General features: G+C 64.1%; 18 protein-coding genes and 1 tRNA gene. 4 read left to right on the top strand and 15 right to left on the bottom strand.

Translation table 11 applies throughout. The annotated features are described in order from the left end of the window. Positions 1-43: 43 nt before the first annotated feature. From CDN36_RS20335 to CDN36_RS20315, 5 genes are all read right to left on the bottom strand, one after another. Positions 44-520, bottom strand: coding sequence for a WbuC family cupin fold metalloprotein (locus CDN36_RS20335; RefSeq protein WP_150556804.1), 477 nt, complete (start codon positions 518-520; stop codon positions 44-46). 212 nt (positions 521-732) lie between these two features. Next, on the bottom strand, positions 733-945 hold the full coding sequence (gene rpsU, locus CDN36_RS20330; RefSeq protein WP_010806331.1) for a 30S ribosomal protein S21: 213 nt from the start codon (positions 943-945) through the stop codon (positions 733-735). Positions 946-1,384: 439 nt separating this feature from the next. Continuing rightward, a complete protein-coding gene (locus CDN36_RS20325; protein ID WP_150556803.1) occupies positions 1,385-2,560 on the bottom strand; it encodes a porin in 1,176 nt (391 codons plus the stop codon). A gap of 521 nt (positions 2,561-3,081) precedes the next feature. After that, complete coding sequence (locus CDN36_RS20320) at positions 3,082-3,654, bottom strand: hypothetical protein (protein WP_287497723.1); 573 nt, start codon at positions 3,652-3,654, stop codon at positions 3,082-3,084. A gap of 130 nt (positions 3,655-3,784) precedes the next feature. Further along, a complete protein-coding gene (locus CDN36_RS20315) occupies positions 3,785-4,876 on the bottom strand; it encodes a mechanosensitive ion channel family protein (protein WP_241013980.1) in 1,092 nt (363 codons plus the stop codon). A 720-nt stretch (positions 4,877-5,596) separates the two neighbouring features. Here CDN36_RS20315 and CDN36_RS20310 point away from each other — a divergent pair. Next, on the top strand, positions 5,597-7,711 hold the full coding sequence (locus CDN36_RS20310; RefSeq protein WP_150556801.1) for a putative bifunctional diguanylate cyclase/phosphodiesterase: 2,115 nt from the start codon (positions 5,597-5,599) through the stop codon (positions 7,709-7,711). Between the two features lie 14 nt (positions 7,712-7,725). Here the strand turns inward: CDN36_RS20310 and CDN36_RS20305 are convergent, their stop codons facing one another. The 3 genes from CDN36_RS20305 to CDN36_RS20295 all read right to left on the bottom strand — a co-directional run bounded on the left by CDN36_RS20305 (position 7,726) and on the right by CDN36_RS20295 (position 9,349). Further along, positions 7,726-8,220, bottom strand: a complete 495-nt coding sequence (locus CDN36_RS20305) for a hypothetical protein (RefSeq protein WP_287497722.1) — start codon at positions 8,218-8,220, stop codon at positions 7,726-7,728. A 167-nt stretch (positions 8,221-8,387) separates the two neighbouring features. Continuing rightward, positions 8,388-8,975 (bottom strand): TetR/AcrR family transcriptional regulator, encoded by a 588-nt coding sequence (locus tag CDN36_RS20300; RefSeq protein ID WP_150556799.1) that lies wholly within the window; start codon positions 8,973-8,975, stop codon positions 8,388-8,390. Between the two features lie 297 nt (positions 8,976-9,272). Then, positions 9,273-9,349: transfer RNA gene (locus tag CDN36_RS20295), tRNA-Pro, on the bottom strand. A gap of 222 nt (positions 9,350-9,571) precedes the next feature. On the opposite strand from CDN36_RS20295, the gene CDN36_RS20290 reads away from it, so the two are divergent. Then, positions 9,572-10,048: a SixA phosphatase family protein gene (locus CDN36_RS20290; protein ID WP_150556874.1), complete on the top strand. Its 477-nt coding sequence runs from the start codon at positions 9,572-9,574 to the stop codon at positions 10,046-10,048. A 179-nt stretch (positions 10,049-10,227) separates the two neighbouring features. After that, positions 10,228-11,055 carry a GNAT family N-acetyltransferase gene (locus CDN36_RS20285; RefSeq protein WP_150556798.1) on the top strand — a complete coding sequence of 276 codons (828 nt, stop codon included), beginning with the start codon at positions 10,228-10,230 and terminating at the stop codon, positions 11,053-11,055. A gap of 163 nt (positions 11,056-11,218) precedes the next feature. Here CDN36_RS20285 and ppx read toward each other — a convergent pair whose 3' ends face one another. Continuing rightward, a complete protein-coding gene (ppx, locus tag CDN36_RS20280; protein WP_150556797.1) occupies positions 11,219-12,790 on the bottom strand; it encodes an exopolyphosphatase in 1,572 nt (523 codons plus the stop codon). Between the two features lie 194 nt (positions 12,791-12,984). Between ppx and ppk1 the strand changes: the two genes are divergently transcribed. Then, the gene (gene ppk1, locus CDN36_RS20275) at positions 12,985-15,057 is read left to right on the top strand and encodes a polyphosphate kinase 1 (protein ID WP_150556796.1); all 2,073 of its coding nucleotides are present in this window, start codon (positions 12,985-12,987) and stop codon (positions 15,055-15,057) included. 114 nt (positions 15,058-15,171) lie between these two features. Here ppk1 and phoR read toward each other — a convergent pair whose 3' ends face one another. The 6 genes from phoR to pstC all read right to left on the bottom strand — a co-directional run bounded on the left by phoR (position 15,172) and on the right by pstC (position 20,795). Further along, positions 15,172-16,512 (bottom strand): phosphate regulon sensor histidine kinase PhoR, encoded by a 1,341-nt coding sequence (gene phoR, locus CDN36_RS20270; RefSeq protein WP_287497721.1) that lies wholly within the window; start codon positions 16,510-16,512, stop codon positions 15,172-15,174. Positions 16,513-16,622: 110 nt separating this feature from the next. Beyond that, a complete protein-coding gene (gene phoB / locus CDN36_RS20265; RefSeq protein ID WP_010805263.1) occupies positions 16,623-17,324 on the bottom strand; it encodes a phosphate regulon transcriptional regulator PhoB in 702 nt (233 codons plus the stop codon). Positions 17,325-17,359: 35 nt separating this feature from the next. Then, positions 17,360-18,067, bottom strand: coding sequence for a phosphate signaling complex protein PhoU (phoU, locus tag CDN36_RS20260; protein ID WP_150556794.1), 708 nt, complete (start codon positions 18,065-18,067; stop codon positions 17,360-17,362). A 22-nt stretch (positions 18,068-18,089) separates the two neighbouring features. Further along, the gene (gene pstB / locus CDN36_RS20255; RefSeq protein WP_023595192.1) at positions 18,090-18,872 is read right to left on the bottom strand and encodes a phosphate ABC transporter ATP-binding protein PstB; all 783 of its coding nucleotides are present in this window, start codon (positions 18,870-18,872) and stop codon (positions 18,090-18,092) included. Between the two features lie 46 nt (positions 18,873-18,918). Next, positions 18,919-19,815, bottom strand: coding sequence for a phosphate ABC transporter permease PstA (gene pstA, locus CDN36_RS20250; protein WP_150556793.1), 897 nt, complete (start codon positions 19,813-19,815; stop codon positions 18,919-18,921). Further along, positions 19,815-20,795, bottom strand: coding sequence for a phosphate ABC transporter permease PstC (pstC, locus tag CDN36_RS20245; RefSeq protein ID WP_150556792.1), 981 nt, complete (start codon positions 20,793-20,795; stop codon positions 19,815-19,817). Before pstC ends, pstA begins: the two co-directional genes overlap by 1 nt. Positions 20,796-20,893: the final 98 nt, after the last annotated feature.

Genomic DNA, 20,893 nt, shown 5'->3' with positions numbered 1-20,893 from the left:
ATGATGTCTGGCGCCCCCCGCCCCCACCTGCACCGTCTGGGCCTCAGGCCGTCGCCCAGCGCTCGCCCACCTGCGCCGTTTTGACCCATTCCATGAACGACGCCGCTTCGCGGGTATCGGCGGGCGCCGACCAGCTCGCATAGTCGGCTTCGACGAACGGACGATACGGGCCGTGCTTGACCTCGAAGATGACCGCGCCCGGGTCCAGCGAGAGCACCGTATGGTGCACGCACGCGGGCGTCTCGATCGCCACGGCGCCCTCGCCAAGCACCTGACGGTCCGTAACGACACCGGCCTCGTCAAACGTCAGCACGACAAACCGCCCGCGCAGTGCGGTGAGCAGTTCCCACGTATAACGATGAAGGTGCGGACGAATGTACGTCGCCGGCTCCATCGCAATGGTCAGACGCTGGATGGGATCGTCCAGCGATTCATGCAGGTTCTGGTTCATGCGCAGACGCGGCGACTGCTCCGCTTGCTGGGTCAGCGCGTCGAGGGCGGCGGTGGTCAGTGTTTTCATAGGGAATCGGGGAATTGAGCCGTGGGTGAGTCGTGGGCGAGTCGTGAGAATCGAACCGTGAGTCGGGCATCCGCAGCATTGGCCGGTGGCGGGCCGCGGTGAAGGCGACGAGTTTATCAAACCGGCTCGTCGCCCCGGCACATAAAAAAACCCGCCTCACGGCGGGTTTTTCACTTCGCATGGTGCTGCGCCACCAGGGCGCAACGACACGCTCAGTACATCTTCTTCTTCAGCGTCTGGCTGCGCAGGCGCTTGCGCAGGCGGGCCACGGCGGCAGCCTTCTTGCGCTTGCGCTCGGCCGTCGGCTTCTCGTAAGCGGCGCGCGCCTTGACTTCCTTGATCAGGCCCGTGCCGTCGATGGCGCGGCGAAAGCGACGCAGTGCGACTTCTACGGGTTCACCGTCTTTGATAACGATCTTGGTCATGCAATATCTCGTATAGTGATTCGGCTCTCGAAAGCCGGAAATTTAACTTACCGCGCAACGATACCCTTCACCGCCCCGCTGGAGTCCCCTCCTGCCGGGCGCGACGAACGGACGTGCGACGGACTGCACTACACCACATCCGGCGGGACCGCGACTCACCTCCTCTGCGATCTCCCGATCGGCTCTCGACGCCACGCCCGCGATCCGCGAGCCCCGCATCGTGCCTTCCAGACTGGCTGAACGGTTGATTGATGGCGAAGCAGACCCTCATCGTTCGTCAGTGAGGATCCCTTCCCGCAATGCCCAAATTTGGACAAGACGCGGATTATACACGTAAAACGCGTGAATTGCACGCCCCGCCCACAAGGCAAAACGGGGCCCGTCGCTCGCGACGGCCCCCGTCTTCGGCCCGAAACAGGGCGCTGGATGCCAGCAAAGATCAGAACTTGTGGCGCAGGCCCGCGATCACGGCAATCTGCGACTGGGCGCCAGTGCCGGTCGGCCCGCCCACGTTGTCGATCGCCGCCACCACGGCATCGCCGGTCGCACGCTGATAGACGCCCGTCAGGTACGATTCGGTGCGCTTGCTGAACGCGTACACGCCGCCCGCGTTGATCTGGAACCAGCGCGGCTTGGTGCCGTTGCTGATGCCGCTCAGGGCCGTTGCACCACCCACGCTGCCGTCGCTGTAGATAAAGGCGAGCCCGCCGAGCAGATTCGGCGTGACCTGGTACTTGCCGTTGAGCTCGAACGTATTCACACGAATCGACGACTGGTTCGCGTAGCGCACCTTCGCATAGCTGTACACGAACCCGACCGTGGCCGCCTGGATCTGGTACGACACACCGGCCGCGGCGATATCGTGCTTCTCGACCGCGCTCGTGTAGAAGATGTCGGTCGCGCTCGAGTAATCGTTGGTGACCGCACCGCCGGCATTCGCCGTGCCCGGGCTCGCCAGATGCAGGTACGCAACCGCGGCCGTCAGCGGACCGTTGGCGTATGAAGCGCCCAGGCTGAACGCGTTGTTATGCGAGAAGCCGGTGCCATTGCCCGTATTGGCTTCGTTGCTGAAGCCGTACAGCGCGCCGAACGAGAAACCGCTGTAGTTGGCGCTCGTGTACTTGATCGAGTTGTTGATGCGGAAGGAGTTGTAGAGGTTGTCGATGTCGCCCACGTGCGCGCCATACTGCGTGGCCCATTGCTTGGCCGACGTGATCGGGCTCACGAAGTCGACGACGGAGTCGTACTGGCGGCCGATCGTGACCGTGCCGGCCTGCGCGCTCTGCAGCCCCACATAGGCCTGACGGCCGAACATGCGGCTGTTCTGCAGCAAGTTGCCATTGGTCAGGCTGAAGCCGTTTTCCAACAGGAAGACGGCCTTGAGGCCGCCGCCCAGATCTTCGGAGCCCTTGAGGCCCCAGCGGTTGCCCTGGCCGATGCCGCTCACGGCCTGGACGTTGTGCGCGCCCTTGGCGTTCAGGCCGGACGCGACATTGTTCACATAGCCGATACCGGCATCGATGACACCGTACAGCGTGACGTTGCTCTGGGCCATCGCCGGTGCGGCGACGGCAACGCTGGCCGCAGCCAGCACCGTGAGTGGGAAGCGCTTCATCGTTATCCTCTTTGGTAGTGATCTTGTATTTGTTCGCCCCGCCTGGGCGGGCGTCCCCCGTTGACGTCGGTGGCACACGCCCCTCGCGGGACGCGTTTTGCTGCAACCGCATATGCAATGGAGTACTTACCAAACGACAAACGGCGCTTTCCTTCGCGGGAAAGCACCGTCGGTGTTGTGCAAGCCGGTGCATTCTGACACGCTCCCGTCACACTCGGCACGCCAGTGGTGCCTTTGCAACACATGAAATTGGCGACATATGCCGCGCGCCCCGGGATCGATTTGGCCAACGTAATGATGGGCATTACGCATGCCATATCCCGTTGTCCGATGCCCTCTGGGCACGCCGGGCGCCATGCCGTTGCCGGCCGCCATTATTGTTTCAACGGCGCAATGAAAAACGGCGCGTCGCCATGAGGCGCGCGCCGTCGGAACGGATCGGAATGGATCGGAATGGATCGGAATGGGCGGTTGACGAGAAAACGCAGTGCCCAGGACCGCGAGAGATGTTGCGAGAGACGTTATGCCGGGCGACGCACCGGCGCGGACGCGGGCGCGCCGTTACCCACGCGCGGGCCCTGCACCTTCGCCCCCTTGATCGGCTTGATCGGCTTGATCGCCCTCGACGCTTTGGCGTCCTTCGCAAGCCTGACAGGCTTGCCCACTTCTGCCGCCCTGGACGCCTTCACGGCTTTGGCCGCTGCGGGCGCTTCGGTGGCCACGATGGCCTCGGCGCCCTTGTCGCCCTTGCCGCCCTTGCCACCCTTACCGCCCTTGCCGTCCTTCATCCCTTCCGATGCCGACCCGGCGAGCGCTTTTGCCTTTGCGTCCGCCTTTGCCGGCGCCTTGCCGGCCGCGGCCAGTTCGAGATCGATGGTGTGCTTGAGGCCCGCGATCACCGGCGCCGCGAGATCGTCCGCGTAGTGATCGAACCAGCGCTTGGCTTGCAGGAGTTTCTTGCCGCCCAAGCGACGCTTGTGGTCTTCGTCGCTCGCCAGCACCTTGGCCGAGAGCCGCGCCCGCCCCTTCGACAGGCGCTCGAGAACGGTGATGATGGTGAACCCGCGATGCAACGTCTTCTGCTCGGCAGACATGTTGGCCTCCTGATCTTGTCGCCTCGCGGCGAACCCCGGCTGGATCGATGCCACGGCGTGAGTCACGTGGATGTGGGCGATCGTACCACGCCAATATGACAAGCCGGCAGGCGTGCGCCCGCCCCGGGAGTCAGCGCGCCGGCGCCGCGTCCGCAGGCGGTTCGGGCGCCTGTGCGTAGTACTGCACGCTCGCCGGAATTGCGAACCGAATGTCTTCCTGCAGGAATTCGCGCATGAGCGCCAGATTGATGTCCTGCTGCAGATCCATGTACAGGTTGTAGTCGGGACTGAGCACGAAGTACACGACTTCGAAGTCGAGCGAGCTCACGCCGAATTGCTTGAAGTGCGCTCGGTCGAAGCGCGTCTTGCCCGACGCCTCCACCGAGCGCTTCACCATGGCCGGCACGCGGGCCAGCTTGTCGGGCACGGTGTAGTACGACAGGCTGAAAGTAAACACGATGCGCCGCTCGGACATGCGCTTGTAGTTATGCAGCGTGTTCTTGAGCAGTTCGGTATTGCCGCAGATGATCTCCTCGCCGCTCAGGCTGCGAATGCGGGTGGTCTTCAGCCCGATGCGCTCGATCGTTCCCGCCACGTCGCTGAAGACGATGAAGTCGCCCACTTCGAACGGCTTGTCCAGCCCGATGGCCAGCGACGCGAACAGATCGCTCAACACGTTCTGCACCGCCAGCGCCACCGCCACGCCGCCGATACCGAGACTGGCCACGAAAGCGGTGATGTTGACGCCGAAATTCGCCAGCATCGCGAGCACCAGCACCGCCCAGGCGAGCACGCGCAGCGTCCATGCCGTCATCGTCACGATGACCGGATTGTCGGGCGCGGCCGTGCGATGCTGCATCCGCCGCGTCTGCCACACGTTCACCGCGCGATTGACCCACAGCGCGAGCTGCAGGCAGAACAGCACCGTCCAGCAATGAACGATGGCGGCATCCCACCGCTTGCCGAGATCGAGCGACTTCAGGCCAATGAGCAGCGCCGCGAACAACAGCACGAATTGCCGGGTCGCCCCGAGCACTTCCGCGAACATGTTCGCGCCCGGCGACTTCAAACGCCGCGTGAGCGCGCCGAAGCGGCCCAGCGCGAGACGCAAGATGCCCGACATGATGGCGTAGCTTGCCGCGACGGCGATCGCAGCGAAGACCCAGTCGGCCGGGGAGACCGATTCGAAAGCTTTGAGCGAGCTCAGCGTGCTGATTTTCAAACGGCATCCTCCTGCAGCAAAAACCGATGCTTTCGCAAGAGGCGTGCCGGGCAGGCGTCCGGCCTTGCGCCGGCTCAGCCGGGCGCACCAGCCGGCACCGGCGAATCCCCCGAAGAATCAACGGCTTGATTCCATACCGCATAAGCGTTTGCGCGATGTCTCGGCGGGCGCCGAACGTGAGGCCCGCCTCGTAGAATTTTCAATCGCCGGGCAAAAACGACAACGCTTGCCGCCCGATATCGTAGCGCGGCGGTGATTGGCCGGTACCTTCGGCCACGGGGCTGTGCCCGGCGCGTCTGGCCGGCATCGCCTCGTGGAATTCGTCGAGATGCCTGCGGGTTCAGGGGCCCCTGCGGCATCGGCGCCAAGCCGATGAAAACGGCACGCACCCTCCCCACCGCAGCAATGGATCGTCCGGGAGCGACGCGGTGAGCGCCAGGCCGACGATTCCCCCGAGCATTCCGACGCACCGTTCCCAGTACGTCCATCCGAACGTGCTCAGTCGCTGCTCGCGCGTGCGGATGTACCACGCTCAGGCGCCACGAGAGCGGGCCCTCGCGTTGCAATTCCAAAGCATCCTGTTAGGATTCGCAAAAGCGCGGTGATCGAAAACGAACTATCAGTAGCCAATTCGCACCGCGAGGACGCCAGGGACGGCAGCAACGCCGCACGGCATCAGCGACGCCCGCCCTGGCGCAAGAAGCTCATTAGAGATTTTTCATGTACGTCAGTACCTATGATCCGCTGTTGGTCGCCCTGTCAATTCTTGTAGCGACGCTTGCTTCCTACACAGCGCTGGACATGACGGGACGAATTGTCAGCGCTCGCGGATCGGTTGCCCGGTGGTGGCTCGCCGGTGGCGCATTCGCCATGGGCGTCGGCATCTGGTCGATGCACTTCATCGGGATGCTGGCGTTCGACCTGCCCATCCCGCTCGGCTACGACCCCGCCATCACGCTGCTGTCACTGCTCATCGCCGTGGTCTTCTCGGCCTTCGCGCTCTGGCTCGTGTGCCTGGACACGCTGCCCTGGCACCGCCTTGCGTTCGGCGCGATTCTGATGGGCATTGGCGTTGCCAGCATGCATTACACGGGCATGGCGGCAATGCGCATGGAGCCCGGCATTCATTACACGCCGTGGATCTTCTGCCTGTCGGTGCTGATCGCGATCGCCGCTTCGGGCGCCGCGCTCTGGATCGCCTTCAGCCTGCGCCGCCATTCGCCCAGGACCCGCCAGCTTCGCGCGGGCGCCGCCGTCGTCATGGGCCTGGCGATCGTGGGCATGCATTACACCGGCATGGCCGCCGCCGAGTTCCCGTTCGGGATCGTGTGCCGCGCCGCGGGCAGCACGGGCGCCACCGGATGGCTCGCCGTCGTGGTGGTGGTCGGCACGCTCGCCGTACTGGCCATTGCGCTGACGGTGTCGGTGCTCGACTTCCGGCTCGAATCGCAGACGTCGAAACTCGCGAAGTCGCTGGCCGAAGCCAATCAGGAACTCACCTATCTGGCCCTCCACGATCCGCTCACGAAGCTTCCCAACCGCGAACTGCTGCAAGACCGGATGGATCAGGCGATCCAGCGCGCGGAGAACGCGAACGGCCGCTTCGCGCTGATGTTCGTCGATCTCGACGGCTTCAAGGCCGTCAACGACGTGTTCGGCCACGCCATTGGCGATCTTCTGCTGCAAGAGATATCGCGGCGTATTTCCAAATGCGTGAGAAGCCGGGACACCATCGCGCGCGTCGGTGGCGACGAGTTCGTGCTGCTCGGCGACGTGAGCGAGCCGACGGATGCCGCCACGCTGGCAGACAAGCTCCTCGCCGAAATCCGGAAGCCGGTCTCGGTGCATGGGCACGACCTGTTCGTGTCGGGCAGCGTGGGGATCGCGATGTACCCAGATAACGGCGTGTCCGAAGCAGCGTTGCTCTCGAATGCCGACGCGGCCATGTATCACGCCAAATCGCTCGGCAAGAATACGTATTGCTTCTTCGATGCGTCGATGAACGCCAACGTACACGAGCAGTTGCAGTTCGTCATGGACCTGCGCTCGGCCCTGGCGCGCGGCGAACTGGTGCTGCACTTCCAGCCGAAATTCGTCGCCCCTGACGGCCCGGTGACCGGCGCCGAGGCGCTGGTGCGCTGGATTCACCCGTCGCGCGGCCTCATCTCGCCCGACCAGTTCATCCCCATCGCGGAAAAGGGTGGCCTGATCATCCCCCTGGGGGAATGGGTGCTCAACGAAGCCTGCCGTCAGATGAAGGAATGGCGCGAGCGCGGGCTCACGAAATGGGATGTGTCGGTCAACGTCTCTTCACTGCAGTTCGCGCATGCGCGATTCACCGAGACGGTGCGCACGACGCTCGAGCGACACGGACTGGACCCGAGCTGCCTGACCATCGAGGTCACGGAGTCGACCGCCATGCGCGACGTCGAGACGAGCCTTCGGATCCTGCGCGAACTCAGCGAGATGGGCGTGAAGATCTCGATCGACGATTTCGGCACGGGCTACTCGAGCCTGATGTATCTGAAACGCCTTCCGGCGACGGAGCTCAAGATCGACCGGGAGTTCGTCAGCGAGCTGGCACACGATTCGGAAGACGCCGCTATCGTGTCGGCCATCGTCGCACTCGGCCAGTCACTGAATTTGCGTATTGTCGCGGAGGGCGTGGAAACCGCGGAGCAGCAGGCCTTCCTCACGGACCTGGGCTGCGACTCGCTGCAGGGCTTTCTCCTGGGCCGCCCCGTGCCCGCGAACGAGTTCGTCGAGTACGTGGCGGCAAAGGACACCCGGTTTGCAGGCACGGGCGGACAAGCCCTCGTGCCGGGGGCGGCTTGAGTTCGGCGCGAACGCTATGCGCGAGCACGGCGTGCGCGCAGCCAAAGGAGCTGGATCGTGGCGCCCAAGGCGAAGATGCCCAGCCACGCCAGCAGCGCACCGCGCACCAGCGGCGATTCCGGTCCGGCCGCCAGAGGGCGATCTGCCGGAAGCCGTGTCAGCGTCTCGTTGATCCCCGGCACCAGCAACAGGAAAAAGCTGAACGTGAATGAGAACTGGGCGAGGTACATCCGTGCGCGTCCCAGCAAGCGCATGCGCGGGGCCAGCCACCCGCCCGACGTTGCAAGCAACGCCAATATGCCCAGCGCGTGCCCTGCATTGAAGCGGCCCGTGCTCGACAAGCCGAACGACGAAAAGACCGACAAGACCATGCCCGCCAGATAAACCTTCGCGCACGACGTACCGATGTCGATCGTCCGATGCCGGACAAAGCTGTAGACGCCGGCCGCGAACGTCACCAGACTGACAACCGTATGAGCCGCGCCCAGCGCGGAAATGGGGTGAGGCATGAGACGACTCCTTTTGAAGGCACAGCCCTGCGCCGGCATGGCACGAACGCATCGAAATATGTCCGGCCGGCAGTGCCACACTGTCAATCACGCACCAACCAACTAGTTGGTTGGTGGCATGGGGAAAAAAGAGGAGCGCTATTGCGCTCCACCGCGCAAATCGGCGATCAATTCGACTTGCGAAAGCGTTCTATGGCCATTCGTGAGACTGCCTGAAACGATTCGGCATTGCCCGACGCCCGCGCCGTGAGCATGGCGCCATATACCGTCGACATGAAGGTCTGGGCCTGCGTGCGGGCGTCGCCGTACAGCGTCAATCGCATTCGCGCCGCGCCTTCGGCCAGAACCGTCGCGATCCACGTGCCGAGGTCGTCGAAATAGCGGCGCACCTCGGAAGCGATCTCAGGCGGGATCAACGGCAATTCCGCGGCAAGCACTGCGCAAATGCAGATCGGCAACGTTGCGTCGCGAATGCACTCGGCCCAGTAATCGGTGTACGCGCTCAGCCGCGCCAACGGGTCTTCGACGCGCGTGTCGAGCGCCGCCAGTCCTTCCAGCGTCTGGGCGCGGTGCATCCTGACGACGGTCAGCACCAGATCCGCCTTGCCCGGAAAGTGGTGATGAATGCTGGCCTTGCCGATATGCACTCGCTCGGACAGATCCGCGTAGCTGAACCCGTGATATCCGCCGGCGGCGAGCAACTGCCTCGTGTGCTGCACGATTTCAAGCGCTCTCGGGGACAACTCGATACTCATGGGTCCTCTCACTCGATGAGTCCTCTGGCAATGCCCTCGCGGGTGCAACGGTTTCAACGCATTCACAGGGCCAAGGCACACTGGCAACCAATCTACTAGTTGGTCGGTTTGATGTCAATCGTTCTGGGTTCAGAAGGATTTGGCGTTGTCACGTTCCCGCGTCTGCAACGTTGCTCATGGCGGGTTCGCATTGGGCGCGAGGGGACGGCGCGAAGGCGTCATCATGCCGCTGTCGCGCCCTCGTGCCCTCGCGCCAAAACAAAAGGGGTTAGCCGAAGCTAACCCCTTCAATCCTGCTGGTCGGAGCGATAGGATTCGAACCTACGACCCTCTGATCCCAAATCAGATGCGCTACCAGGCTGCGCTACGCTCCGACAAAGAGGGGAGATTCTAGAGGGTTATGTGCAATGCGTCAAATCGACGCGCTTCGCACCGACGCACCGACGCACCGACGCACTACGGTGCCGCCAGGCTCGCGCTGGCACAATGGTCCCCTGTCCGGCGCCGCCGCTGTCTGCCGGGCGCTCGCCGACAGTCACGACGTCGCCATGAAGTCCCGCCATAGTGAGAGGTTCACCATGTTCGAACCCGTGTCGATGAACCTGATTCTCTGGCGTCACGCCGACGCCGAAAACCTGCCCGCCTCCCTCGCGCTCAGCGCCCAGGCCGATCTGGCGCGCGAACTCACCGATCGCGGTCGCAAGCAAGCCGAAAAGGCCGCCCAATGGCTGCGCCCCCGCCTGCCCGACGACGCCATCATCCTCTGCAGCCCGGCAGTGCGCGCCGTCCAGACCGCTCAGGCGCTCACACCGGGCGCGCGCATCGTGCGCGACCTCGCCCCCGGCGCCAGCGCGCTGACGCTGCTCGGCGCCATCGACTGGCCCGGCACCGCGCAAACCATCGTGCTCGTCGGTCACCAGCCCGCCCTCGGCCAGCTCGCGAGTCTGCTCATCACGGGTCAGGAGGCCTACTGGACCATCAAGAAGGCCGGCATCTGGTGGCTTGCCTCACGCCGACGCGAAGACGAGAGCCAGGTCGTCGTGCGCGCCGTCGTCAACCCCGATCTGTTGTAATTTCGTCGCTCCCGCGGTCGGCGAAACGGCGCCCGAATCGGACGCTGAAAGGCGTGAACCTTGGGACCTGGCTCATGACATTGCGAGTTTTGTCATAGAATTGTCGCCTACCGTTCACGGAATCGACATTGATGCTTTTTAAAGTACGTCGCAACGCGACCGTCACAAAAAGGGCCTTTATGCGCGACCTGCCGAACCCCACCATGCCGCTTTCTTCGTTGACCCCTACGTCGCGGAGGCGTCTTCCTCGCCCTGAAACGCCTGTCAAACCGAATCTGGCTGTGGCGTGGGCACACGACGAAAGCGAGCTTCGCGAAGCGCAACGCCTGAGGTATCAGGTCTTCGCCGAAGAAATGGGCGCATCGGTCAAGGGTCCGGCAGGCCTTGACGTCGACGAGTACGACCAATATTGCGACCACCTGCTCGTGCGCGATCAGGACTCGCTCAAGGTCGTCGGCACTTATCGCGTACTGCCCCCGGCTCAGGCCAAACGCCTCGGCCGTTTGTACTCCGAAGGGGAATTCGACCTCTCGCGCCTCGACCATCTGCGCCCCAAGATGCTCGAAACCGGCCGCTCATGCGTACACCCGGACTACCGCAACGGCGCTGTCATCATGGCGCTCTGGAGCGGCCTTGCCGAGTACATGCTGCGCCACGGGCTCGAGACGATGCTCGGCTGCGCCAGCGTGCCGATGGCCGACGGCGGGCACTACGCCGCGAGCCTCTATCGCAAGCTCCAGGGCACCGCGATGGCCCCTGCCGAGTACCACGCCGTGCCCCGCATCGCCCTGCCCGTCGACGAGCTGCAATCGACGCTCGACGTCGAGCCGCCCGCACTGGTCAAAGGCTATCTGCGCCTGGGCGCGCGCATCTGCGGCGCACCGGCTTGGGATCCCGACTTCAATACCGCAGACTTCCTCACGCTGTTCCGTCTGGCCGACATGAACCCGCGCTACGCGCGCCACTTCCTCGGACCGGAACTCGTCAACAAACTCAAGCAGGCCTGACCGGCACCGCTCTGCACCCACACACCCGAGTACATGCCGTCGGATGGCGGCGGCACGAAAAAGCCCGGCAATGCCGGGCTTTTGCTTTCCTCATGCGAACCTGCGGATTGATCTTCGGCTCCGCGTCGATGGACGTCCGGCGGCTCGGCCGACGCAAGCAGGCTCATGCGTATACCACCTTGTATCGCATGCCGATCTTCTCCCACTCCTGCGCCTCTCGCTGCAGGCTGTAATCCGTGAGCGGATTGGCGTCGATCCACGTTCGCGGCACCGACACCTGAAAGCCGTCGGCCAGACGCTCGACTTCGATGCGCTCGGGCAGCGCGTCGGTACGGCGCCGACAGAACAACACGGCCAGGCGCAGGCAGAACAGAAGTTGCCAATCCACCTGCTGCGACTGCGACGCGAGCTTGCCCAGCTTGCCGACATGCCCGAGCAGCAGTTCCGCCAGCCGCGCCTGGTCCGGCCGGGAGAAGCCCGGCATGTCGGCATTGCTGCCGATATACGCCGAGTGCTTGTGATATGCGCTGTGGGAAATGGACAACCCCATCTCGTGCAGCGCCGAGGCCCAGCCGAGCAGCGCCTCGCCCTCCTCGCGGCCATCGCTCTCGGCGCCTTCGCCCCGCCCGCCGGCGTCAGCGTCAGCGTCGATATCGACCGGCAATTGACGGTACAAAGCCACCGCCAGACGGCCCACGCGATCGGCCTGGGCGCGGTCCACGCCATAGCGGCGCACGAACTGCTCCACCGTCACCGCACGCATGTCCTGATGCTGGGTGCGCCCCAGCAGGTCGTACATCACGCCCAGGCGCAGCGCGGCATCCGTCGTCTCCATATGCTCGACTTCGAGCTCGTTGAAGACCGACAGCATGATCGACAGCCCGCCGGGCAACACCGGAATGCGATCCTGCTTGAGTCCGGCCAGCTTGAGACGGTTGGCGTTCTCCGCCTTGATGAGCGCCCGCTTCAGGCGCTCCAGCCCGCCGCGCGTCAAGCCGTGTACGCCACCGTCGTTGAAACCGTTGGCTTCGAGCAGTTCGGCCAGCGCGCGCGCCGTGCCCGACGAGCCGATCGCCTGCGACCATCCCGCCTCGCGATAGGTGGCCGAGATGATCTGGATCTCACGCCGCGCGGCCAGCTCGGCCTGTTTCATGGCGTAGTCGTCGACATTGCCGCTCGGGAAGAACTGCCGGCTGTGACTCACACAGCCGATATACAGGCTCTCCATGATGAGCGGCTCGTAATCCTGGCCGATGATGAATTCCGTGGAGCCGCCGCCGATATCGACGACCAGGCGATTGCCCGGGCAAGTCGGCACCGAATGCGCCGCGCCGGCGTAGATAAGGCGCGCCTCTTCGCGGCCGGCGATCACTTCGATCGGGAAACCGAGCGCACGCTGCGCCTCGCCGAGAAAGTCCTGCGCGTTCTTGGCTACGCGCAGCGTGTTCGTCGCTACCGCGCGCACCTGATCGGGATGAAAACCGCGCAGGCGTTCGCCGAAACGCTTGAGCACCTCCCAGCCGCGCTGCTGCGACGGATGGTCGAGATACTTCTGCGCGTTCAGCCCCGCGGCAAGTCGCACCGGCTCGCGCAAGGCGTCGACCTGATAGATCTGCGTCCCGGCGGACGTTTCCTCCACCCGGCCGATGATCAGGCGAAAACTGTTCGAACCGAGATCGACGGCCGCGAGCAAAGGCGCTGGGCAAGGCGCTGGTGAAGGCGATGGGGTACTCATGTGAGGATGCGCCTGGGCGAGGAGTGCCGGTATGCACGATGCATCACATTAAACGCATGACGCGCACTCGACAAATAAATGACGAATACGTTACAAATCCAATATGACACGTCGTTGACAAATGTGAATGTCATATAACTGTAACAATACGGATGAAGAATTCACGACAATCCAATGTCTTTCGCACGTTTCCTATGAATTACCCGCTGCTCAATCGCGAGCTGGGCATTCTGGCGTTCAATGAACGCGTACTCGCCCAGGCAGCCGATCCGGCCACGCCACTGCTCGAGCGCCTGCGCTTCGTGTGTATCGTGAGTAGCAATCTGGATGAATTCTTCGAAATCCGCGTTGCCGGGCTGAAAGAGCAAATGCGGGAAAATCCCGGCATGCTCACGCCCGACGGTATGACGTTTCAGCAAGTTTACACGCAAGTCTGCGCGCGGGCACAGGCGCTGGTCGAAAAGCAATACGCCATGTTCGACAGCCTTTTGCCGAAGCTCGAAGCCGAAGGCATCGCGTTTCATCCGTCCGGGCAATGGAACGACGCGCAGGTCGAATGGGCCCGCGACTACTTCTTTCGCGAGCTCGTGCCGGTGCTCACGCCGATCGGCCTGGACCCCGCCCACCCGTTTCCGCGCGTACTCAACAAGAGCCTGAATTTCGCCGTCGAACTCGAGGGCAAGGACGCCTTCGGGCGCGACGCCGAGCTCGCCATCGTGCAGGCGCCGCGCGCCCTGCCCCGGCTCGTGCCAATGCCCGCCGCCCTCGCCCCGCTGCCCAACAGTTTCGTGCTGCTCAGCTCGTTCATGCTGCGCTTTGCCAGCGAACTGTTCCCCGGGCTCACCGCCAAGGGCTGCCATCAGTTCCGCGTGACCCGCAACAGCGACCTGTTCGTCGACGAAGACGAAATCACCAACCTGCGCACGGCCCTGCAAGGCGAACTGCCGGCGCGCCACCTCGGCGACGCCGTGCGTCTCGAAGTGGACGCCGGCGCGCCGGCGCGGCTCGTGCGGCGTCTGCAAACCGAGTGCGGCCTGACCGACTCCGACTGCTACCGTGTCAAGGGCCCGGTCAATCTCGTGCGCCTCATGCCGCTGCCCGAGATGGTCGATCGTCCGGATTTGAAGTTCGTGCCGTTCGTGCCGGCGCTGCCGCCGCGCATGAGCGCGTCGCCCGCGATGTTCGATCTCATCGATCAGGGCGACCTGCTGCTGCACCACCCCTACGACAGCTTCCAGCCTGTGCTCGAACTGCTGCTGCAGGCCGCGCGCGACCCGGATGTGGTCGCCATCAAGCAGACGATCTATCGCACCGGCAACGAGTCCGCGCTGATGGACGCCCTGATGGAAGCGGCGCGCAACGGCAAGGAAGTCACGGTGGTGGTGGAGCTGCTCGCGCGCTTCGACGAAGAAACGAACATCAACTGGGCCGCACGGCTCGAGGCGGTCGGCGCGCATGTGGTCTATGGCGTGGTCGGCCACAAGTGCCACGCGAAGATGCTGCTCGTCGTGCGCCGCACGCGCCAGGGCAAGAAGACCTTCCTCAAGCGCTACGCGCACCTGGGCACCGGCAACTACCATCCGCGCACCGCGCGCCTGTACACCGACTTCGGCCTGATGACGGCCGACGAGCAACTGTGCGCGGACGTCCACGTCGTTTTCCAGCAGCTCACCGGCATCGGCCGGCAAACGCAGCTGCACGCGTTATGGCAATCGCCGTTCACGATGCACACGCATCTGCTCGAAGCGATTCGCCGCGAGACCGAAGCGGCCGCCGCCGGCAAGAAGGCCCGCATCATTGCGAAAATGAACGCGCTGCTCGAGCCGACCATCATCGCCGAACTCTACAAGGCGTCGCGCGCCGGCGTGAAGATCGACCTGATCGTGCGCGGCGTGTGCGCGTTGCGCGCCGGCGTGAAGGGCCTGTCGGAGAACATCACCGTGCGCTCTATCGTCGGACGGTTCCTCGAGCACCACCGCATTTATTATTTCTACGCGCACGGCCAGGAGCAGGTGCTGCTCTCGAGTGCGGACTGGATGGAACGTAATTTCTTCCGGCGCGTGGAAGTGGCGTTCCCGGTGCGCGACAAGCGCCTGAAAGCGCGCGTGATTCGCGAAGGGCTGATGGTGCACCTGCGCGATAACACGGCGTCGTGGATGATGCGCCCGGACGGCAGCTATTTGCGCCGCCGCCCCGGCAAGAAGCCGTTCAACAGCCAGATGGCGCTGATGAAGGAAATCGCGCAACACTTACAGTCCGGCAACTGAATACCGGTCGTTGGCCGCTATTGGGGCCGCTATTGGGGCCGCTGTTGGGGCCGCTGTTGGGGCCGCTGTTTGGGCCGCTGTTGGGGCCACCACGGGCGGCTGGCGGCGCCGAGCCTACCCGTTCGCCGCCACGCCTTGCGCGGCGTCGACCGGGGCGCGATGCACCACGCGTGTGGGCGGAAAGCGAATCGCAAACGTGCTGCCGCGCCCCTCCTCGCTCGTGATCTGCAAATCCGCCTGGTGCCGCGTGAGCACGTGCTTGACGATGGCGAGCCCCAGGCCCGTGCCGCCCGTATCGCGCGACCGGCTGCGGTCGATCCGGTAAAAACGTTCGGTCAGACGGGGGATGTGTTCCGCCGGAATGCCGAGCCCCGAATCGATCACGGCAAAGCGAGCGCCGCCATCGTCCGTCGCCCCCCATTCGATGCGGATCTTGCCGCCCTGCGGCGTGTATCGCACCGCGTTGCTCACGAGATTGCTGAACGCGCTGTGCAGTTCGCCCTCGGCACCGCGCAGGTCCAGGCCCTCGGCGCCGGCCACTTCAATGACGTGCTGGCCCTGCGAGAGCCCTTCGGCGTCGCTGCGCAACGAGCGCATCTGCATGCCCATGTCGATGCGATCGTCGCCCGGCGGCTTGCCACTGCCTTCGAGCTTGGCGAGCGTGAGCAGATCGTTCACGATGTTCTGCATGCGAGACGCCTGCTGTCGCATGATCTCGACGTACCGCTGGATCTCCTCCGGCGAGAGCGGCAGCTCGCCCACGGTCTCCAGGAAGCCCGACAGCACCGTAAGCGGCGTCTTGAGCTCATGGGACACGTTGGCGACGAAGTCGCGGCGCATGGCGTCGGTGCGCTCCAGGTCGGTCACGTCGAGCGAGATGATCAGCTTGCGGTTGTCGCCGTAGGGAAACACCTGCACCGAGAGCACGTTGTTGCGCTTGACCCCCATGTGGTGCATGAGCAGTGCTTCGTCGTATCGCTCGGAAGACAGGTAGTGCACGAACGCCGGCGTGCGCAGCAGATGAGTGATCTGTTGACGCAGATCGCGCCGCGCGTCGATGCCGAAATGCGCCTCGGCGATCGCGTTGCACCAGTCGATCTGATTTTGCTCGTCGAGCATGATCACGCCGTTGGGCGATGCCTGAATCGCCTGGATGAAACGCGCGTGCTGTTGTTCCACCTGCTTGACCTGGTTATGCCAGCGCTTGGCCAGCTTGTGCAGCCGATAGTAGATTTCGCCCCACAGACCGATCGCGCTCGGCACTTCGCCGTACACCGGCGCGTCGAGCAGGCGCCACAGACGTTGGGCGTGATGGACGTTGAAACCGAGCTGCGTCACCAGAAGGACGATCGCAGTGACGTAACCGGCGCGCGCGCCAAAGATCCAGCCCACGGCCACCGAGATGGCCGCCTGCAGGATCAGAAACGCCAGCGCACGGGCCCAGATGATGTTCATAAACGATGCACAGGAGGGTGGCCGCTCGCTGCCCCGGCGGGGGCGAGCGGCATGGGCGCGGCGGGGGGCGATCGCTGTCGATCGCTACCGAGCCGGCGCGCGGCGCCGCTTCAGACCGACTTCGTCAGGCGATAGCCGCTGCCGCGCACGGTCTCGATCATAGCATCGTGGCCCGCCGGCTTGAGGGCGGCGCGAAGGCGCTTGATGTGCACGTCCACCGTGCGCTCCTCGACGAACACATGATCGCCCCAGACCTGGTCGAGCAACTGTGAACGGCTGTGCACGCGCTCGGGGTGCGTCATGAAGAAGTGCAGCAGACGGAACTCGGTCGGGCCCAGGTCCAGCTTGATGTCGCCGCTCGACTGATGGCTCGTCACGCGATGCGTGGCCGGGTCCAGTTTCAGGCCGTTCACGCTCACCACGTCCTCGGTGAGTTGCGGCGCGCGCCGGCGCAACACCGCCTTGATGCGCGCCATCAGTTCCTTGGGCGAGAACGGCTTGGTCACGTAGTCGTCCGCGCCGATCTCCAGGCCCATCACCTTGTCCTGCTCCTCGCTGCGTGCGGTGAGCATGATGATCGGCACATGCTTGGTGCGCTCGTTTGCGCGCAGCTCGCGCGCGAACGTCACGCCCGACTTGCCGGGCAACATCCAGTCGAGCAGTACCAGATCCGGCAGGACGTCGCTGATCAGCGTGAGCGCCTGCTCCGCGTTGTACGCCCGGATCGGATAGTGACCGGCGTGTTGCAGATTGACGGAGATCAGCTCGGAAATGGCCGGCTCGTCTTCCACGATCAGAATGCTGCTGGGCATCGGTTCCCTCTCAAACCTTCAGTAATGTCTGGCGCTCATTCGCCTTGCACTTTGCGCTGGAGATCCTCGCGCGAAATATGCCGGACGTCGGTGCCTTTGACAATGTAAATGATGAATTCGGCGATGTTCTTGGCGTGGTCGCCGATACGCTCGATCGCCTTGGCAATGAACAGGAAGTCCAGGCCTGCCGAGATGGTGCGCGGGTCCTCCATCATGTACGTGACCAATTTTCGCACGAAGCCGCGGAATTCATTGTCGATGGCCTTGTCGTCGCGCACGATGTCGGCGGCGGCGACCGCGTCCAGGCGCGCAAAGGCGTCCAGGGTGCGGCGCAGCAATTGCGCGGCCATCTCGCCGGAGAGCTTGATCTCGGCGAAATTCACGTTCTGCGCGGCGCCGTCTTCGAGCAGATGGCGCGTGCGCTTGGCGACCTTCTCGGCCTCGTCGCCGGCGCGCTCGAGGTTGGTGATCGTCTTCGAGATCGAGAGCAGCAGGCGCAGGTCGCGCGCGGTCGGCTGACGGCGGGCGATGATCTTGCTGCATTCCTCGTCGATCTCGACCTCCATCGTGTTCAGGCGGTGCTCGTTGGCGATCACTTCGTCGACCAGCGCACGGTCGAACGTGTTGAGCGCCTGCATGGCCGTCACGATCTGCGATTCGACCACGCCGCCCATTTCGAGGACGCGCGAGCAAACCTGGTTCAGGTCGCTATCGAACTGGCTGGAAAGGTGTTTGTCGTTCATATCGCGGATTTCCTCGTGGGCATCAACCGAAACGGCCGGTGATGTAGTCTTCGGTCTCTTTGCGGTCCGGCTTGATGAAGATCTTCTCGGTTTCGCCGAATTCGATCAGCTCACCCAGATACATGTACGCGGTGAAGTCCGAGCAGCGTGCGGCCTGCTGCATGTTGTGCGTGACGATCACGACGGTGTAGTCGTCCTTGAGCTCCGCGATCAGCTCTTCGATGCGGCCCGTGGAAATCGGATCGAGCGCCGAGCACGGCTCGTCGAGCAGCAGCACTTCCGGGCGGATGGCGATGCCGCGCGCGATGCACAGGCGCTGCTGCTGACCGCCCGACAGGCCGTAGCCCGACTGCTGCAGCTTGTCCTTCACTTCGCTCCACAGCGCCGCCTTGGTCAGCGCCCATTCCACGCGGTCGTCCATTTCCGAGCGCGAGAGCTTTTCGAACAGACGCACGCCGAACGCGATGTTGTCGTAGATCGACATCGGGAACGGCGTCGGCTTCTGGAACACCATGCCGACCTTGGCGCGCAGCAGCGCGATGTCCTGCTTGCTGGTAAGCAGGTTCTCGCCGTCCATGTTGATCTCGCCCTCGGCGCGCTGCTCGGGGTACAGGGCGTACATCTTGTTGAACGTGCGCAGCAGCGTGGACTTGCCGCAGCCCGACGGGCCGATGAAGGCCGTGACCTTGCGGTCAGGAATGCGCAGGTTGATGTTCTTGAGCGCGTGGTACTTGTCGTAGAAGAAGTTCAGGTTCTTGACTTCGATCTTCGAGGGCAGCTTGATTTCTTGCGTCGGATTCGTCATGTTCGGTCTCTACCGTCAGGTATTCGTCGTGAGGTCGCGCGGCGCTTTACTTCTTCGCGAACAGCGAGCGCGCCAGAATGTTCAGGAACAGCACCCCGAGGGTGATGATGAACACGCCCGCCCAGGCCAGCGCCTGCCACTCCGCGAACGGGCTCATGGCGAACTTGAAGATGGTGACCGGCAGGTTGGCCATCGGCTGATTCAGGTTCAGCGACCAGAACTGGTTCGACAGTGCGGTAAAGAGCAGCGGCGCCGTCTCGCCGGCGATACGCGCCACGGCCAGTAGCACGCCCGTCACGATCCCGGCAATCGACGCCTTGAGCGTGATCTTCACGATGATCCGCCACTTCGGCGTGCCGAGCGCGAAGGCGGCCTCGCGCAGGTTGTTCGGCACGAGCTTGAGCATGTTCTCGGTGGTGCGGATCACGATCGGCACTTGCAGCAGCGCCAGCGCCACGATGCCGGCCCAGGCCGAGAAGTGGCCCATCTGCGCGACCACCAGGGCATAGACGAACAGGCCGATCACGATCGACGGCGCCGAGAGCAGGATGTCGTTGATGAAGCGCGTGATGCTCGCGAGCCACGACTTCTGGCCGTACTCGGCCAGGTACACGCCGGCCAGAATGCCCAGCGGCGTGCCGATGACCGTGGCCACGCCGACCATTACCAGGCTGCCTACGATGGCGTTGGCGAGACCGCCGCCTGCGGTGTTCGGCGGTGGCGTCATCTCGGTAAACAGCGACAGCGACAGGCCGCCCACGCCCAGCGAGAGCGTGGTGTAGAGAATCCAGAGCAGCCAGATCAGGCCGAAGGCCATGGCCGCGAGCGAGAGCGCGATCGCGACGATGTTCTTGCGGCGGCGGTAGGCCTGCAGCCGCACGCGGGTAAAGGCGTCGGTAGGCTTCACGACGGGCGTTTCCAGTTCGAGCGCTTGTTGGGTCATTATTTACCTTCGCTTTTCTCGAGGCGCAGCAGCATGAGCTTGGACAGCGCCAGCACCACAAAGGTGATGAAGAACAGGATCAGGCCGAGCTCCATCAGCGCAGACGTGTGCAGGCCCGGTGCGGCTTCGGCGAACTCGTTGGCGAGCGCCGAGGTGATGCTGTTGCCCGGCGAGTAGAGCGAGACGTTGTCGAGCAGGTTGGTGTTGCCGATCACGAACGTCACGGCCATCGTCTCGCCCAGGGCGCGGCCCAGGCCGAGCATGATGCCGCCGATGACACCCGTCTTCGTGAAGGGCAGCACCACGCGCCACATCACTTCCCAGGTCGTGCAGCCAATGCCGTAGGCCGACTCCTTGAGCAGCACGGGCGTGACCTCGAACACGTCGCGCATGACCGAGGCGATGTACGGAATGATCATGATCGCGAGGATCACGCCGGCCGGCAGAATGCCGATGCCCAGCGGCGGGCCCTGGAACAGCGCGCCGATCACGGGCACGTTGCCGAGCAGCGTCTGCAGCGGCTTCTGGAAGTACTGGCTGAAGATCGGCGCGAAGACCAGCAGGCCCCACATGCCGTACACGATGCTCGGGATGGCGGCGAGCAGCTCGATGGCGGTGCCGAGCGGACGGCGCAGCCACACGGGCGAGAGTTCAGTCAGGAAAAGCGCGATGCCGAAGCTCACCGGCACGGCGATGATGAGCGCAATCACCGACGTGATGATGGTGCCGTAGATGGGCACGAGCGCGCCGAATTGTTCCGCGGGAGGATCCCAGTCCTTCGTCCACAGGAAGGCGAAGCCGAACTTCTCGATCGACGGCAGCGCGCTGATGATCAGGGACACGATGATGCCGCCGAGCAGCAGCAGCGTCACGAGCGCCGCGCCTCGGGTGAGCAATGCGAAGAGAAAGTCGCCTACGGAAGACGGAGCGCGCTGCGTGGAGGCGCCCGGTGTTGCGAGGGGGCTGGTGGCTTCTGCCATGATGTCGTCTCAGCGTGAGCGCGCCGCCAGCCGTTGCCAGATCGGGACCCGGGTTTCGGAACAGGCGGCGCGGAGAATGCCGGTGTTGCGGCGCCGGG

Origin of the sequence: Pandoraea sp. CB10b_02 (genome assembly GCF_002216225.1) — a bacterium.
Lineage (GTDB): Bacteria > Pseudomonadota > Gammaproteobacteria > Burkholderiales > Burkholderiaceae > Pandoraea > Pandoraea nosoerga.
This window is presented reverse-complemented; position numbering and strand designations above follow the sequence as displayed.